Here is a 16,405-nt window from a genome sequence, read left to right as displayed (position 1 = left end):
TCAGCGTCGTTGACGTTCTACGTCCGAGAGGCTCTCATCGAGGATTGCCACCGCGCGGTCCAACTCCTCCTTGGTTACCGTGAGCGGGGGCGCCAGCAGGATAACGTTGCCTCCCGTAAGCTTGAAGCTGAGGCCCCGTGCGAGCGCCGCGTACATGACCGCGTCGGCGGCGTCCGCCGCGGGCGTCCGCGAGGCGCGGTCGGCGACGAGCTCGACGCCGGCGAGCAGCCCGATCCCCCGCACGTCGCCGATCAGCGGGTGCCGGGCCTTCATCGCCTCGAGCCGGCCGAGCAGGTAGCCGCCGAGCTCGCGCGAGCGCGCGAGCAGGCCGTGCTCTTCAATATAATCGAGCGTTGCCAGGCCGGCGGCGCAGGCGACCGGATTCTTCTCGTGTGTGTAGTGGCCGAGCGCCCGGTCGGCGGCGACGTCGAGGTCCTCCCGGGCGATCAGCGCCGCGAGCGGCAAGATTCCGCCGCCGAGGCCCTTGCCGATGACGAGCATGTCCGGCACCACGCCGAACTGCTCGCACGCGAACATCGTGCCGGTCCGGCCGAGCGCCGTCGGGATCTCGTCGAGGATCAGGAGCGTGCCGTGCCGGTCGCACGCCCGGCGGACCGTGCGCCAGAACTCCGGGTGCGGCACGACGGGCGTCGCGCGCACCGTCTCCGCGACCACCGCCGCGACGTCGCCTTCCCGCTCGAGCACGTACTCGATGTACGCGGCGCACTTGAGATCGCAGCCCCCGCGGGCGTGGCAGTCCCACACGCAGCGGTAGGGATCGGGGGGCGGGACGTGTTCGGCGCCGGGCAGCAGCGGCCCGGCGCCTTCACGGAAGATGCGCTCGCCGCCGATGGAGATCGTGTCGAGGGAGGCGCCGTGAAACGATTCCCACATCGAGATCGTTTTGTGCCGGCCCGTCGCCGCGCGGGCGAGCTTGAGCGCCATGCCGACCGCGCCGGTGCCGCCCGGACAGAAGAGCACCTTGTTGAGATCCCCGGGCGCGAGCGCCGCGAGCCGGCGGGCCAGCGCCACGGCCGTCCGGTTGGTGTAGCGGCGCGTGCAGAACGGCAGCTCGTCGAGCTGCGCCTTGATCGCCTCGATGACGGCGGGGTTGGCGAAGCCGACCTGGTGCACGTAGTTGCCGTGAAAGTCGAGGTACCGGCGGCCCTGCAGGTCTTCGATCGACGCGCCGCCGCAGCCGCGCAGCGCGTTGAGGCACGGCGTGGAGAGGGCTTGGTGCAGAAAGTACCGCGCGTCTTCCGCGAGCAGCGCGCGCGTCTCGGCGTCCAGGTGTTCGGCCTGCCACCGCGCGCGCCGCGGCGAGAGGTTGAGGTCCCCTTCGGACCCCAGTCGCGCAAGATCGCTCATCTCTCCACCCCCGGACACGTTGGCCGCGAGGCACATACTTCTGCGCCGCGTCGAGACGGTCATGCCGGAGAGCACTCCGGCGCCGGGCGGCCGACGACGACAGGACCCGCCGTGCCGCGCCGCCAAGTGCAGGCCGTGTTGAGCCCGCCGGACAACTCGCCGCCCGATCGTTCGCTGGATCACGCCGTGGGAGACCCCGTGCGGCGGGCCTGCCGCGGGCGTCTCGGGGCGGGGCCGTTCGACCTGCTCGTAATCGGGGGCGGGATTACCGGCGCGGGCGTCGCGCTCGACGCGGCGGCGCGCGGACTGTCCGTCGCGCTCGTCGAGCAGGGCGATTTCGCCGGCGGGACGAGCAGCCGCTCCACGAAACTGGTGCACGGCGGTCTGCGCTACCTGCCGCTCGGGGATCTCCGGCAGGTCCGGGAGGACCTCGCCGAGCGCGAGCGGCTGCTCCGCAACGCGCCGCATCTGGTGCGTTCGCTGCCGTTTGTCCTGCCGCTCTACGCGGACGCGCGCCGGCCGCTCGGCATCCGCCTGCCGCGGATGTTGAGCGCCCTGGCGCCGCTCGGCGCGTCGGCCGGCCTGTGGGCATATGACCGGCTCGCCGGCCGCCTGGCGAACCGGCCCCACCGGGCGCTGTCGCACGACGCCGCGCGAAGTCTGCTGCCCGCGCTGCGTCTCGACGGTCTTCGCCGCGCCTACCTGTACTACGACGCCGAGACCGACGACGCGCGCCTCGTCATCGCCGTGCTGCGCGCGGCGCAGGCGCGCGGGGCGGTGGCCCTCAACTACGCCCGCGCCGTCGAACTCGTCCAACGGGACGGCCGCATCGCCGGGGCTCGGGTCGTCGACCTGCCGAGCGGCGAGACCGTCACGGTGTCCGCGCGCACGACGGTCAACGCGGCGGGGGTATGGGCCGAAGAGGTGGCGGCGCTCGCGGGCCCGCCGCGGTTTCACCTGCGGCGGGCCAAGGGCGCCCATCTGGTGGTGCGCGCGGACCGGCTGCGGCTGGGCCGCGCCGCGCTTGTGCTGCCCGAGACGGACGATGGGCGCGTCGCCTTCGTGGTGCCGTGGCAGGGGGCTGCGCTCGTCGGCACTACCGATACCGAGTGGACCGGTCCCGCGTCGCATCCCACGGCCGATCCGGCCGACGTGTCGTATCTCCTCGAGCACGCGGCGCGATTTCTCACCGTCCGGCTCACCACGGCGGACGTCGTGAGCGTGTACGCCGGTCTACGCCCCCTGCTGGCGGCGTCCGCGGCCGGCCGCGATACGGCCCGGCTGTCCCGCCGTCACGAAATCTATTCCGGTCCGGCTGGATTGGTCACGATCGCCGGCGGCAAGCTCACCACGTACCGGCGCATGGCCGAGGATACGATCAATCACGTTCTCGGGCGTCCCGAGGGGACGCCGTCGCCGACGCGGGATCTTGCGCTCGACGGGGCGGAGGGGTTCACGGGGATCATCTCGTCGGTGCGGGCCCGCGCACGCCGCGACGGGGTCGGCGACCGGACGCTGCGGCATTTGCTCCGGGCCTACGGCGCGCGCGCCGCGCGCGTGCTCGAACTGATCGAGGAGCGCCCGGCGCTCCGGGCGCCGATCGCCGCCGGCCATCCACACGTCGCGGCCGAGGTCGTGCTCGCGGTGCGGGAAGAGATGGCGGTGTGCGTGGAGGACGTCCTGCTCCGGCGCATGCGCCTCGGCCATCTGCTGCCGGACCAGGGCCGCGCGGCGGCGCCGGCCGTCGCGGCGCTCATGGCCGACGCGCTGGGGTGGCCGGCCGGCGTCGAGGCCGCGCAGAACGACGCCTACCGGCGCGCGGTTTCCGCGCTCGCCCCGCCGGCCGGGATGAAATCATCGCCGCCCGTCGGCAGCGCCGTCCGGGATGGCGCGGGTCAGGAGACCCCGGCGCCGCCGTAGAAGGGACCGCTATGGTGCTCCGGCTGTTCCCGCGCGAGGAAGGCTTCTTTGTGCTCTTCAACCGCGCCGCCGAGAACATTCTGCAGAGCGCCACGCTGCTGCGGGACCTGTTTGATGACTACCGCGACGTCGAGGCGCGCGCGGCGGCGATCAAAGAGCTCGAAGACCGCGGCGACGAGATCACCCACGAGATCATGGACCGGCTGAATCGGACGTTCGTCACGCCGTTCGACCGGGAAGACATCCACGAGCTCGCGCGCCAGCTCGACAACGTGATCGACTGGATCGAGGCCGCCGCCGCCCGGATGGCGGTCTATCGGATTCCCCGGCCGACCCGCGAAGGACAGGAGATGACCCACATCATCGTCGACGCGGCGCAGGCGATTGTCGATGCGGTCGGAAACCTCCAACGGCTCGACAGGCTCGACGGGCCGGTGCGGGAGATCCACCGCCTCGAGAACCTCGCCGATCATGTCCAGCGCGACGCCGTCGCGGCGCTGTTTGCCAGCACCGCTAACGCCATCGACATCATGAAGTGGAAGGAAATCTACGAGACGCTCGAAGAGGCGACCGATCAGGCCGAGGACGTCGCGAACGTTCTCGAAACGATCAAGACGAAACAGGCGTAGGGCACCCGGCCGCGACCGGTGACGGCGCCCACGGCTCGAGCACCGACGGCAGCAGTTCTCCGACGTCGATCGTCGCGCTCTTGTACAGATGCATCAGCGCGCGCGCCTCGAGGTACAATCCCACCGCTTCCGGATCGACGCGCCGTTCTCCGTTCATCTGCGCGACCGCGCCCGGATCGTCGCTGTGCAGCGCGATCCGGCGAAAGCCGAGGCGGCGGGCGTTCCACAAAGCGTAGACGAGCGCCCGAAAGGTGAGCCGCGACCGCGCCGACGCGTGGGTGGACGGGCGCACAGCCGGGCCATGGGGAATCCGGTCAAACGGGATCCGCTCGAGCACGCGGGCGGCCTCGTCCATGAAAACGAGCGACGGCGCCGCGTTGGGTCGCGGCGCCGTCGCGATGTAGACATGGAGGAGCCGGGGCTGTAACCGGCGTCCCGCCCTTGGGAAAGCGAGGGGTCGCGGATGGGCCGCCGGCCTGGGGTCGCTCCTTGGTGCGGCCGTCGGGTCCTGCGATCCTCGTCCTGTCGAGGCGGAACGGGCGTCCACGTTCGCTCCCCGGCGCCGCCCGAGTACCCCTCCCGGTCCCCGGCGGCCTGCCGCCTGCCGAAGCGTACCGTCCCAAGATTAAGGACAGGTTAACATCCGCGCGAGGCCGCCAAAAACTTCGCCGATACTTTCGCGGCGCGTGCGCGGCAGAGATTGCGTGACGCTGACCCGGTTCCATGTTATGCTCGTGTCAAGCGATGCTGACGCACGACGCTCACGACGCGCGCAAGGCGGATGATGCAGGCTCCCGCCGGAGTCAGAAGCCGAGAATTCTTCTCGTCGACGACGAGCGCGCGATCGTGGAATCCCTCCGCTATGCGTTGGAAAAAGAAGGCTACGACGTCCTCGAGGCCGGCGAGGGCGGCGAGGCGCTTGAGCTGGCCCGCCGCGTGGCGCCGGACCTCGTGCTGCTCGACATCATGCTGCCGGGAATGAGCGGCTTCGAGATCTGCCGTGTGCTCCGCCAGGAGTCCACGGTGCCGATCCTCATGCTGACTGCGCGCGGCGACGAACCGGATCGCGTGGTCGGCCTCGATCTCGGCGCCGACGACTACATCACGAAGCCGTTCAGCCTTCGCGAGGTGCTGGCGCGCGTGCGCGCGGCGCTGCGACGCGCCCAGTCGGCCGCGCGCGGGGTGCGCGAGCGCGAAGAGCTGCTGTCCGTCGGCGAGGTGGCGATGGACGTTGCGCGGCACGAGGTGACGGTTCGCGGGCAGGCGATGACGCTGCCGCCTCGGCAATTCGATTTGCTGCGCGCGTTCCTCGCCAATCCCGGACGCGTCCTCACGCGGGCGGCGCTGCTGCAGCACGTGTGGGGCTACGATTTCACCGGCGACGACCGGACGGTCGACGTCCACGTCCGGTGGCTCCGGCAGAAGCTGCAGGAAGCCGGCTCGGAGACCACCATCGAAACGGTCCGGGGTGTAGGCTACAAGCTCGGAACGTAAGATGCGCCTCCACCGCGCGGTGATGGCGGCGCTGGTCCTCTACGCGGCACTCGTCGCGCTCAGCGCCGCGGTGTTGTTCGCCGCCGCGGGATGGCCGCGGCACTTCCCCGACGTCTTGACTCCTCTGCTCGGCACGGCGCTCGTCGCCGCCGCCGCGGCGACGCTCGTCGCCGCACGGTTCGCCGCCGCGCTGAGCCGGCCGCTCCGCGATCTCGCCGCCGCGGCGTGGTCCGGCATCGAGGGCCGCCTTCGTCCGGCGCACGAGCCGCCGCGCGGCACGTCGTTCTACGAGGTGCACGAAGCCGTCGCCGCCTTCAACGCCATGGTCCTGGAAACCAGCCATATCATCGCCGCCCTCGAGTTCCGGAAGTCCACGCTCGAGTCCGTGCTGGCCCACATGAGCGACGCGCTGCTGGTGCTCGACGGCCGAGGCGCGCTGACGCTGGTGAACCCCGCGGCGGAGCGGTTCTTCGGCATCGTGGCGCCCTTCGTGATCGGGCACCCCCTGATCGAGGTGTTCCGCCATTTCGAGCTGGACGCCCTCGTCCGGCAGGCCGAGCGGGAGCGCCGGCCCTGCACCCGCGAGATCGAGCTGCACCATCCCGAGCGGCGGCTGCTGCGCGTTCAGGCGAACCCGGTGAGGGGGCCGCGGGGCGAGTTCCTGGGCGTGGTCGTCGTCGCGCAGGACGTCACCGAGCAGCGCCGCACCGACATTGTGCGCCGTGAGTTCGTCGCGAATGTCTCGCACGAGCTGCGCACGCCGCTCGCGTCTGTGCGGGCGCTCGCCGAAGCGCTGGCCGGAGGAGCGGCGCAGGATCGTGAGGCCGGGCCCCGGTTCTTCGAGCGGATCGTCGCGGAGATCGACCGCCTGACCCTCCTCGTCAACGATCTCTTGGATCTGTCGGCGATCGAGAGCGGCAGCGCCAAACTGGAGATGGAGCCCGTCGCCCTCGACGACGTCGTCGACGACGTGATCACAAAGTTCAGGCCCATGGCGGAACGCCGGCGGATCGCGCTGCGCGGCGACGGCGCGCCCGGGCTGCCGCGGGCGTGGGCCGACCGCACCCGTATCACACAGGCGGTCGCGAATCTCGTGGACAACGCGATCAAGTATACGCTCGACGGCGGAACGGTCATTGTGGAGGCGGGGCGCCGGGAAAGTACCGTCACGATTTCCGTGGCGGACACGGGGATTGGAATCTCGCCGGAACACCTTCCCCGGATCTTTGAGCGATTTTATCGCGTGGACCGGTCTCGGTCGCGGGCGCTCGGCGGCACCGGCCTGGGCCTCAGTATCGTCAAGCACATCGCCACCTCGCACGGAGGCGAGGTCGAGGTGCAGAGCGTGGAAGGGCAGGGCACCCGTTTCACGCTGGTGCTGCCGCGCGCCCAGGAATGAACCGCCGCGGACCGGGGCCCGCGGTCCCGCGCCGGCGCCGAGGTCACAGGTCTCGCGCCAATTCCCGCACGCGCCGGCGGATCTCGTCGCGCACGCGGCGCACGTCGGCCGCCGGCATCCCCTTGGGATCCGGGAGATCCCAATCGATGTATCGTTTTCCCGGGATATACGGGCACTGGTCGCCGCAGCCCATTGTGACGACGACGTCGGCCCATCCCGCCAGCTCGTCCGTCAGCCGCCGCGGCGTCCGCGCGGACAAATCGATGCCGACCTCCCGCATCGCGTCGACGACTTCAGGATGGACCCGTTCCGCCGGCGACGTGCCGGCCGAGCGCGCTTCGTGGGTGCCCTGCGCGATCTGCTCGAAGAAGGCGCGGCTCATCTGAGAGCGGCCCGCGTTGTGGAGGCAGACGAAGAGCACACGGGCCATCAGCGCGCGCTCCCCCTACCCTGAGCGGCCGCCACTATTCTCCGGATGCCCGGTGGATCCCGTGTGCGGCACCACGACGCTCGCGGCGACCTCGGCGATCGTAGGGTAGAGCAGCCGGACGACGGCGACCGCCAGCAGCGCCCCGACAACCTGGGCCGCCAGGAACGGCCCCGCAGAACCGGGGGCGATGCCCGCGAACGTGTTGGAGAGCGTGCGGGCGACCGTCACCGCGGGGTTGGCGAAACTCGTCGATGACGTGAACCAATACGCGCCGCCGATGTAGGCGCCGACACCGACGGGAACGAACGCGCCTCGGCCCGAGCGCGCGCCTCCGAAGATCACCAGCAGCAGACCGAACGTCGCCACCACCTCGCTGAACCAGAGATGGGCTCCCCACCGCGCCGTGGATGAGATTTCGACGGCCGGCAGCGCGAACATCATATTGGCGGCGACAGCGCCCGAGACGCCGCCGCCGATTTGCGCGAGCCCGTAGAAGACTCCATCGTATCCGCTGATCCCGCCCAAGCGCCAATCGGCCAGGGTTACGCGGGGTTCAGGTGGGCGCCCGAGACCGGACCCACCGCCAGAATGATCGCGGTGAGGGCGGCGGCGGTGGCCGCGGCGTTCTCGAACAACTGCAGGCCCGCATCGTGGGGGCTGAGTCGCGCCGCGGCGATGCCCGATCCGATCACGGCCGCGACGAGCAACGCGGTGCCGATGAATTCGGCCAGCGCGCGCCGCGGGAGCGTGGACGCGGTCCCGTGCGAAGACATTCTCTCAAGGAGTTGTCAGCGGCCGGCGATTGTCCCTGCTCGCACATCGTTAACGGCGCCTTAATAATCTCTTAATCCGCGCCGGCCGGAGGATTAATACACGCCCGCTAATCTACCCTTGAACGGATGAGACAGATTCACAAGGGGGACTCGATGAGGACAACGCCACATTGGCGTTCTTTGCTCGCGGCCGCGGCCATCTGCGCCCTGCTCGTGGGGATGAGTCCGGCCGTGCAGCCGGCGAAGGGCGCCGGCATCGTCACGTTGAACGGGGCGGGCGCCACGTTTCCGTTCCCGCTCTACTCGCGGTGGTTCGCCGAATACAATCGCGCTCATCCCGACGTGCGGATCAACTATCAGTCCATCGGCAGCGGCGGCGGCATCCAGCAGGTCAAGAACCGCACGGTCGATTTCGGCGCGTCCGATGCGCCGCTGTCCGACGACCAGCTCAAAGCGATGGGCCGGCCGATCGTCTTGATTCCCACGGTCGCCGGCGCGATCGCGATGAGCTACAACATCCCGAACGTCGGCACGGGGCTGCGCCTGTCGTCGCAGAACATCGCCGCGCTGTATCTGGGCACCATCACCAAGTGGAACGATCCGAAGCTCACGGCCGACAATCCGGGCATGAAGCTGCCGAACCTGCCGATCACGGTCGTGCACCGGTCCGACGGCAGCGGCACCACGTTTCACTTCACGTCGTTCCTGTCGCTGGTCAGCCCGGAGTGGTCCAACAAGGTCGGTCACGCCACGTCGGTCGAGTGGCCGGTTGGCATCGGCGGGAAGGGAAACGAGGGAGTCGCCGGCGCGGTCAAGCAGACGCCCGGCGCCATCGGCTACGTCGAGCTCGCCTACGTCAAGCAGAACAACCTCACGTACGCCGTGGTGAAGAACCGCGACGGGCACTGGGTGGCGCCGTCGCTCGCCGCGACCGTGCTGGCCGCGGCGGGCGGCGCCGAGCAGATGGTGAAGACGCGTGACGTGCGCGTCTCGATCGCGTACGCGCCCGGGGCGATGAACTATCCGATCGCCGGGTTCACCTATCTGCTGGTTCCGCAAGAACAGCAGGACGCGGTGAGAGGCCGCGCGCTCGTCGACTTTCTGTGGTGGGCCATCCACGACGGAGAAAAGGATGCCGCGCAGCTCTTGTACGCGCAGGCGCCGCCGGCCGTGGTCAAGATCGACGAAGGGCTGGTGAAGCAAGTCACGTACCAGGGCAAGGCGCTGCTCGTCGCGCAGTAAGTCATCCATGTCCTATGCCCTGCCGGCCGGGAGAGGCGCGCCTCTCCCGGCCGTGCCTCGATCGCGGGGCGGCCGCGGCGGCGACGTCGGCTTTCGCGTCCTGCTCACGGTGTTCGGCGTGGCCGTGATCGTGCTGGTCGCCGCGATCGCCTGCGTGCTCATCGGCGCGGCGATGCCGTCGATCCGGCGGTTCGGCCCGGCGTTTCTCTGGACGTCGCGCTGGGATCCTGTGCACAATGTCTTCGGGGCCCTGCCGTTCGTCTTCGGCACGGTGGCTTCGTCGACGCTGGCGCTGCTCATCGCGGTGCCGATCAGTCTCGGCGTCGCGGTCTATCTCGTCGAGATCGCCCCCGCGCAGATGTCGGTCGCGCTGTCGTTCGTCATCGAGCTCCTGGCCGCGATCCCGAGCGTCATCCTCGGCCTCTGGGGTATTTTCGTGCTGGCGCCGTGGGTACGCGCGGCCGTCGAGCCGGCGCTCGCGGCGGTCTTGGGCTGGCTCCCCCTGTTCAGCGGCCCGCAGTACGGCATCGGCCTGCTCGCGGCCGGCATCATCCTCGCGATCATGATCATCCCGATCGTGTCGTCGGTGTCGCGCGACGTCCTGCGCGCCGTGCCGCCGGAGCAGCGCGAGGCGATGTATGCGCTCGGCGCGACCCGCTGGGAGGTCATCAGCCGCGCGGTCGTGCCGTACGGCCGGGTCGGGATCATCGGCGCCGTCATCCTGGGCCTCGGCCGCGCGCTCGGCGAGACGATCGCCGTCACAATGGTGATCGGCAACCGCCCGCAGATTCCAACGTCCCTGTTCCAGCCCGCCTATACGATCGCAGCGGTGCTGGCCAACGAATTCTCGGAGGCGACCAGCGACCTGTACCTGTCCGCCCTCATCGAGATGGCGCTCGTGCTTTTCGCGGTGTCGCTGATCGTGAATGCGCTGGCGAGGTGGCTCGTGGCGCGCGTGACGTCCCATACGCGGGTGGTCCGGTGATCGCGCCGGGCTCCCGCGCGGGCGCGCGCCGGCGGCTGACGGACCGCGTCATGGGGTGGGTCTGTCTTGCCGCGATTCTCGTCGCGATCGCCCCGCTGGCGAGCCTGCTCGGCTACGTCGTCGTCCAGGGCGCGCCGGCGCTCAACTGGGCGTTCTTCACCCACCTGCCGGCGCCGGTGGGCGAGCCCGGAGGCGGCATGGCGAACGCGATCCTGGGCACGCTCACGCTGATCGGGCTCGCATCCGGCGTCGGCGTGCCGGTCGGCATCCTCGGCGGGCTCTTTCTCGCGGAGGCCGGCGACGGCCGGCTGGGCTGGTGGATACGGTTTACCGCGGATGTCCTCAACGGCCTTCCGAGCATCGTCGTCGGGGTCTTCGTCTACGCGCTGGTCGTTGTCCCGATGCACCGCTTTTCGGCGCTGGCCGGGGGGCTCGCGCTCGGCGTCATGATGATCCCACTGGTGGTGCGGACCACCGAGGAGATGGTCCGGCTCGTGCCGTCGTCGCTGCGCGAGGCGTCGCTCGCCCTCGGCATCCGCTGGTGGATCACAAGCCTCCGAATCGTCCTTCGCACCGCGACGGCGGGCGTGATCACCGGCATCATGCTGGCCGTGGCGCGCATCGGCGGTGAGACGGCGCCCCTCTTGTTCACCGCCTTCAACAACCAGTTCTGGCAGGCGGGGCTCGATCAGCCGATCTCGTCGCTCACCGTGCAGCTGTTCACCTACTCGATCGCGCCGTACGACGATTGGCATCGCCAGGCGTGGGCGGCGGCGCTGGTGTTGATGGCGATCACGCTGTTGTTGAATATAGCCGCGCGGGCGGCGGGCCGGCAGCGGTTCACGGTGGGGCGTTAATTTCATGGCGGCCGGGCGGCGGTCGACCGGCGGGAGGTAGGACCATCGGGGGGTCCGAAGTCATCGCGAAGGAAGCTCCCAGCATGATGTTGTGGGACCACGCGATAGCCTCCGCACTCGCGAAGGGGGAGGCCATCGAGACCGGCGTTCCGTCGCAACTCGTCGTTGAAGACCTCCATGCCTACTTCGGGCGCACGCACGCCGTGAAGGGGCTGTCGCTCGACATTGCCGCGAACCGGATCACCGCCATCATCGGCCCGTCCGGCTGCGGCAAGTCGACGTTCCTGCGCTGTCTCAACCGGATGCACGAGGTCGTCCCCGGCGCCCGCAGGGAGGGCCGCGTGCTGCTCGACGGCGAGGACATCTATGCGCCGTCGGTGGATCCGGTCGAGGTGCGGCGCCGCGTCGGCATGGTGTTCCAGCGGGCCAACCCATTCCCGACGATGTCGATTTACGACAACGTCGTGGTGGGACTGCGGCTGAACGGGATTCGCGACCGCCGGGTCCTGGATGAGGTGGCCGAACGCAGTCTGGGCCAGGCCGCGCTGTGGGACGAGGTCAAGGATGTGCTGGCCCGGCCCGGGACGAGCCTATCCGGCGGCCAGCAGCAGCGGCTGTGCATCGCCAGGGCGCTCGCGGTGCAGCCCGAAGTCCTGCTGATGGACGAGCCGGCGTCGGCGCTCGACCCGGCGTCGACGCTGAAGATCGAGGAGCTGGCCAAGACGCTGCGCGAGACGCTGACGATCGTCATCGTCACGCACAACATGCAGCAGGCCGCGCGGGTGTCCGACAGCACCGCGTTCATGCTGGCCGGCAGCCTGATCGAATACGGCCCCACCGCGGAGCTGTTCACGCGGCCCAAGGAACGGCAGACGGAAGACTACATCACCGGCAGGTTCGGGTGAGATGACCGTCCAGACGCGGGAGGCGTTCGACCGGGAACTGGCGGGCCTCCGGGACGATCTGCTCCGCATGGGCGCGCTCGTCGAAGAAGCGGTGCGCCGGTCGGTCGAAGCGCTCCGCTCCCGCAGCGTCGAGGGCGCGGAGGCCGTCATCGCCGCCGACAACGCCATCGACGCGCTGCACCTCGAGCTGGAAGAGCGCTGCCTCATGCTGATGGCCACCCAGCAGCCGATGGCCAAAGATCTCCGCACCATCGCCGCGGTATGGGCGATGACGATGGACCTCGAGCGCATCGGCGACCACGCGGAGGACATTGCGCGGGCGACCAAGCGGATGGCCGATCAACCGCTGCTCAAGCCCCTCATCGACATTCCGCGGATGGCCGAAATGGTGCAGCAGATGCTCCGCACCGGCCTGGACGCCTTTGTGCAGCGCGACGTCAACCTCGCGCAGCAGATGGCGGCCGCCGACGACGAGGTGGACCATCTCTACGGTCAGGTATTTCGCGAGCTGCTGACGTACATGATTGAGGATCCCCACAACATCCAGCGCGCCACGCATCTGCTCTTCTCCGCCCAGGCGCTCGAGCGGATGGGCGACCACGCCACGAACATCGCCGAGCGCGTGATCTACATGGTCACGGGCACGCTGAAGGAATTGAACCTCTAGGCGGTATCGCCGCCGGCGGCCGGCGGGGGGCCGCCGGCCGGGCCGGCGGCGCGGAAGGAAGCCCTCCGGGCCGCCGGGAACGAGATTGTCCCATGCCTACGCCGGACTGCCGACGCCTCGCCGAAGAGCACCAGGACGAGCTCGCCGGGCTCGCCCGCGACCTCGTCCGCATCGACACGACCAACACCGGCGTCATGCCGACCGGGAACGAGACCGAGGCCGCGACGCACCTCGCGCGCGTATTGCGCGCGGCCGGGATCGAGTCCGAGATCGACGGGCGCGTGCCCGAGCGCGGCAACCTCGTCGCGCGCATGAGCGGCCGCAGCGGGCGGACGGCGCTCGTCCTGGCCTCTCACACGGACGTCGTCCCGGCCGGCGACGCCCAGCAGTGGACCCATCCGCCGTTCGAGGGCGACGTCGAGGACGGCCACCTGCTGGGCCGCGGGGCGGCGGACATGAAGGGCACCGTGGCGGCGCAGACGATGGCCCTCATTCTCCTCAAGCGGTCCGGCGCCGCGCTCGCCCACGGGGTCAACTTCGTCTGCGTGGCGGACGAGGAGGCCGGCGGCGCGTACGGGATGGGCTGGGTGGCGCGCGAGCGCGCCGAGTGGGTGCGCGGCGGGCTGTGCCTGAACGAAGGCGGAGGCTTCTTCATCCCGGTCGACGGGCGTGACTGGTGCGTGCTGGGCGTCGGGGAGAAGGGGCGGTTCGAGATCGGCGCCGCCTTCCACGGGCGCGGCGCCCATGCCGCCCGGCCGTGGCAGGGAGACAACGCGTTCTACAAGGTCGCGGCCGCGCTCGAGCGCCTGCGCGCGTACGAGCCGGAGCGCGATACGAGCGGTCCCATCTTCACGGCGGTGAGCCGCCTGACCGGGCCCGTGATCCCGTCGAACGTGGACGCGGTGATCGCACGCCTCAACGCGACGAGCCCGCGGCTGGCCGACCACCTGCGCCAGGTCTCGCGGATGCTCGTCACCCCGACGCTGATCGCCGGCGGCGTGAAGTCGAACAGCGTGCCGGACGTCTGCCGCCTCACGTGCGACGTGCGGGCGCTCCCCCACCAGGGGCCGTCGTACGTGGAGGCGCAGGTGCGGCGCCTCTTGGGCGAGGCCGACGTGCGCGTCGACCAGACCGCGGTGGCCAACACCTCGCCGGCCGGCGAGCCGCTGCTCGCGATGCTGACGGACGTGCTGCACCGGGCGCTCGGGCGCCCGGCCGAGGTTGTGGCGAGCCTCAGCGGCGGCTTCACCGATTCGCGGTTCGTCCGCGAGACCGGGGTGCCGGCGTACGGGTTCGCGCCGGGCCATCCCGACAGCGATCCGGGACGCCACCACGCGCACGGCCCCAACGAGGCCGTCGCGATCCGCGATCTCGTGCTGCAGACCGCCGTGTATCTCGACCTCGCCTACCGGTCCGCCGTCGCGGCGTGACCGCGGCGGCGTGAGAGGAGCGCATCGATGTTTACCGCGTTCGTGATGATCCAGGCGGAGCGCCGGCGGATTGCCGACGTCGCGCGCCGGCTGGCCGAGATCCCCGGGGTGGAAGAAGTCTACTCGGTTACCGGCGAGTGGGACATCATCGCGGTCCTCAAGCTGCACAATTACGAGGAGCTCGCGGACTGCGTGACGAGCCGGATGACCGACGTGCCGGGCATCGTCCGCACCAACACCCACCTCGCGTTCCGCGCGTTCCCGCAGTCGCTGCTCGAGCGGCCGTTCTCGCTCGGGCTGGAGGAGAAGCCGGAATGAGTGCGGCCGTCAGCTCGCCTCCCGACCTCAGCTCCGCGCAGCTCGTCGACATGCTGCGCATGATGCTGCGCATCCGCCAGTTCGAGCAGCGCGCGCTCGAGCTGTACCGCGAGGGCGTGATGCGCGGCACCACGCACCCGTACATCGGGATGGAGGCGGTCGCGGTCGGGACCTGCGCGGCGCTGCGGCCGGCCGACCGGATCACGAGCACGCACCGCGGCCACGGCCACTGCCTCGCCAAGGGCGGGGACCCGCGGCTCATGATGGCGGAGCTGCTCGGCCGCGCCGCGGGCTACTGCAAGGGCAAGGGCGGCTCGATGCACATCGCCGACGTCGAGGCCGGCATCCTCGGCGCGAACGGCATCGTCGGCGGCGGGATGGGCCTGGCGACCGGCGCGGCGCTGGCGACGAAGCTGGCCGGGCGCAACGAGGTCGCGGTCTGCTTCTTCGGCGACGGCGCCCTGAATCAGGGCATTTTCCACGAAGCCGCCAACATGGCGGCGATCTGGGGGCTGCCGGTCGTCTACGTCTGCGAGAACAACCAGTACGCGATGTCGGCGCGCGCCGACCGCTTCACGTCGGTGCCCGATCCGTCCGTGCGCGCGGGGTCGTACGGCTTTCCGGGCCTCTCCTGCGACGGCATGGACGCCCTCGCCGTCTACAAGACGGTGGGCGGAGCGGTGGCGCGGGCGCGCGCGGGCGGCGGCCCGTCCATCGTGGTCTGCGTGACCTACCGGTACCTCGGCCACCACGTCGGCGATCCGCTCAACTACCGGGACAAGGCCGAAGTCGAAACTTGGCGCGCCAAGGACCCGATCGAGCGGCTCCGCGCTGCGCTCCTCGAACGGCGGGTGCTCACCGCGGCCGAGGCCGACGGACTGCGCGCGGAGGTCGAGCGGGAGATCGACGACGCCGTCGCGTTCGCGAAGGCGAGCCCGGAGCCGGATCCGAGCACGCTCGCCGAGGACGTGTACGCATGAGCGCGGTCGAGACGCACGCCGGGACGCGGGTCCTGACCTACGCGGAGGCGCTCAACGAGGCGCTGCGCGAGGAGATGCGCCGGGACGCCCGGGTCTTCGTGATGGGCGAGGACGTCGCGGTCTGGGGCGGCGGCGGGGTATTCGGGGTGACGAAAGGGCTCGTCGAGGAGTTCGGCGCCGAGCGGGTGCGCGACACGCCGATCTCCGAGGAGGCGATCGCCGCGCTCGCGGTCGGCGCGGCCATGGCCGGGGCGCGGCCGGTCGCGGAGTTCATGTACGCCGACTTCATGACGCTGGCGATGGAGCCGGTCGTCAACCAGGCGGCGAAGATCCGCTACATGTTCGGCGGCAAGGCCCGCGTGCCGGCCGTCTTCCGCGCGCAGGAAGGGGCCGGCCGCGGCAACGCCGCGCAGCACTCCCAGTCGTTGGAAGCGTGGTTCTGCCACATCCCGGGCCTCAAGGTCGTCACGCCGAGCACGCCCGCGGACGCCAAGGGCCTGCTCGTCTCCGCGATCCGGGACGACAACCCGGTCGTGTTTCTCGAGCACAAGATGCTCTATAACACGAAGGGCCCCGTCCCTGCCGGCGAGCATACGGTGCCGCTCGGCGTCGCGGACCGGAAGCGGGAAGGCCGGCACGTTACGGTCGTCGGCATCCACACGATGGTGCACAAGGCGCTGCAGGCGGCCGAGCAGCTGGCGGCGGAGGGCATCGAGCTCGAGGTCATCGATCCGCGCACGCTGGTGCCGTTCGATCTGGAGACGATCGTCGCGTCCGTCCGCAAGACCGGCCGGCTCATCGTCTCGCACGAGGCCTACGAACGCTGCGGCATCGGCGCCGAGATCATCGCGCAGGTTGTCGCGCAGGCTTTCGACGCGCTGGACGCCCCGCCCGTGCGGCTGTGCGCCGCGAACGTCCCGGTTCCGTACGCCGCGACGCTGGAGATGGCTGCGCTCCCGCAGGTTGACACCATCGTCGCCGCGGCGCGCGAGTTGATGGCGTGATGCC

Annotated in this window: 18 protein-coding genes; 13 read left to right on the top strand and 5 right to left on the bottom strand. The window is 70.4% G+C overall.

Going from position 1 to position 16,405, the window contains the following annotated elements; all coding sequences use genetic code 11:
- Positions 1-1,368, bottom strand: a complete 1,368-nt coding sequence (locus VKT83_12065; GenBank protein HLY23189.1) for an aspartate aminotransferase family protein — start codon at positions 1,366-1,368, stop codon at positions 1-3.
- A gap of 111 nt (positions 1,369-1,479) precedes the next feature.
- Here VKT83_12065 and VKT83_12060 point away from each other — a divergent pair, with 111 nt between their 5' ends.
- Positions 1,480-3,288 (top strand): glycerol-3-phosphate dehydrogenase/oxidase, encoded by a 1,809-nt coding sequence (locus VKT83_12060; protein ID HLY23188.1) that lies wholly within the window; start codon positions 1,480-1,482, stop codon positions 3,286-3,288.
- An 11-nt stretch (positions 3,289-3,299) separates the two neighbouring features.
- Positions 3,300-3,917, top strand: coding sequence for a DUF47 family protein (locus VKT83_12055; protein ID HLY23187.1), 618 nt, complete (start codon positions 3,300-3,302; stop codon positions 3,915-3,917).
- Here the strand turns inward: VKT83_12055 and VKT83_12050 are convergent.
- Positions 3,898-4,272 (bottom strand): reverse transcriptase-like protein, encoded by a 375-nt coding sequence (locus tag VKT83_12050; protein HLY23186.1) that lies wholly within the window; start codon positions 4,270-4,272, stop codon positions 3,898-3,900. The two genes, VKT83_12055 and VKT83_12050, sit on opposite strands and share 20 nt — an antisense overlap.
- Positions 4,273-4,661: 389 nt before the next feature.
- Here VKT83_12050 and VKT83_12045 point away from each other — a divergent pair, with 389 nt between their 5' ends.
- Together VKT83_12045 and VKT83_12040 are read left to right on the top strand one after the other, a co-directional pair.
- On the top strand, positions 4,662-5,411 hold the full coding sequence (locus tag VKT83_12045; protein ID HLY23185.1) for a response regulator transcription factor: 750 nt from the start codon (positions 4,662-4,664) through the stop codon (positions 5,409-5,411).
- 1 nt (position 5,412) lies between these two features.
- On the top strand, positions 5,413-6,810 hold the full coding sequence (locus tag VKT83_12040) for an ATP-binding protein (protein HLY23184.1): 1,398 nt from the start codon (positions 5,413-5,415) through the stop codon (positions 6,808-6,810).
- Between the two features lie 43 nt (positions 6,811-6,853).
- Here VKT83_12040 and VKT83_12035 read toward each other — a convergent pair whose 3' ends face one another.
- The 3 genes from VKT83_12035 to VKT83_12025 are packed head-to-tail and all read right to left on the bottom strand — an operon-like array spanning position 6,854 to position 8,013.
- Positions 6,854-7,240: an arsenate reductase ArsC gene (locus VKT83_12035; protein ID HLY23183.1), complete on the bottom strand. Its 387-nt coding sequence runs from the start codon at positions 7,238-7,240 to the stop codon at positions 6,854-6,856.
- 15 nt (positions 7,241-7,255) lie between these two features.
- On the bottom strand, positions 7,256-7,765 hold the full coding sequence (locus VKT83_12030; protein ID HLY23182.1) for a hypothetical protein: 510 nt from the start codon (positions 7,763-7,765) through the stop codon (positions 7,256-7,258).
- 17 nt (positions 7,766-7,782) lie between these two features.
- A complete protein-coding gene (locus VKT83_12025; GenBank protein HLY23181.1) occupies positions 7,783-8,013 on the bottom strand; it encodes an aquaporin in 231 nt (76 codons plus the stop codon).
- Between the two features lie 153 nt (positions 8,014-8,166).
- Here VKT83_12025 and pstS point away from each other — a divergent pair, with 153 nt between their 5' ends.
- The 9 genes from pstS (at position 8,167) to VKT83_11980 (ending at position 16,401) form a co-directional block, all read left to right on the top strand.
- Positions 8,167-9,255: a phosphate ABC transporter substrate-binding protein PstS gene (gene pstS, locus VKT83_12020; protein ID HLY23180.1), complete on the top strand. Its 1,089-nt coding sequence runs from the start codon at positions 8,167-8,169 to the stop codon at positions 9,253-9,255.
- A gap of 52 nt (positions 9,256-9,307) precedes the next feature.
- Positions 9,308-10,240, top strand: a complete 933-nt coding sequence (pstC, locus tag VKT83_12015; GenBank protein ID HLY23179.1) for a phosphate ABC transporter permease subunit PstC — start codon at positions 9,308-9,310, stop codon at positions 10,238-10,240.
- Entirely contained in the window at positions 10,237-11,097 is an 861-nt protein-coding gene (pstA, locus tag VKT83_12010; protein HLY23178.1) for a phosphate ABC transporter permease PstA, read from the top strand. The genes pstC and pstA overlap by 4 nt, the downstream gene beginning before the upstream one ends.
- 86 nt (positions 11,098-11,183) lie before the next feature.
- Positions 11,184-12,002: a phosphate ABC transporter ATP-binding protein PstB gene (pstB, locus tag VKT83_12005; GenBank protein HLY23177.1), complete on the top strand. Its 819-nt coding sequence runs from the start codon at positions 11,184-11,186 to the stop codon at positions 12,000-12,002.
- A 1-nt stretch (position 12,003) separates the two neighbouring features.
- Positions 12,004-12,669, top strand: coding sequence for a phosphate signaling complex protein PhoU (gene phoU, locus VKT83_12000; protein ID HLY23176.1), 666 nt, complete (start codon positions 12,004-12,006; stop codon positions 12,667-12,669).
- A gap of 92 nt (positions 12,670-12,761) precedes the next feature.
- A complete protein-coding gene (locus VKT83_11995; protein HLY23175.1) occupies positions 12,762-14,099 on the top strand; it encodes a M20/M25/M40 family metallo-hydrolase in 1,338 nt (445 codons plus the stop codon).
- Between the two features lie 27 nt (positions 14,100-14,126).
- Positions 14,127-14,417: an Lrp/AsnC ligand binding domain-containing protein gene (locus VKT83_11990; GenBank protein ID HLY23174.1), complete on the top strand. Its 291-nt coding sequence runs from the start codon at positions 14,127-14,129 to the stop codon at positions 14,415-14,417.
- Positions 14,414-15,397, top strand: coding sequence for a thiamine pyrophosphate-dependent dehydrogenase E1 component subunit alpha (locus VKT83_11985; protein ID HLY23173.1), 984 nt, complete (start codon positions 14,414-14,416; stop codon positions 15,395-15,397). The genes VKT83_11990 and VKT83_11985 overlap by 4 nt, the downstream gene beginning before the upstream one ends.
- Complete coding sequence (locus VKT83_11980; protein HLY23172.1) at positions 15,394-16,401, top strand: alpha-ketoacid dehydrogenase subunit beta; 1,008 nt, start codon at positions 15,394-15,396, stop codon at positions 16,399-16,401. Before VKT83_11985 ends, VKT83_11980 begins: the two co-directional genes overlap by 4 nt.
- Positions 16,402-16,405: the final 4 nt, after the last annotated feature.

Source organism: bacterium (genome assembly GCA_035308905.1).
Lineage (GTDB): Bacteria > Sysuimicrobiota > Sysuimicrobiia > Sysuimicrobiales > Segetimicrobiaceae > DASSJF01.
This window is presented reverse-complemented; position numbering and strand designations above follow the sequence as displayed.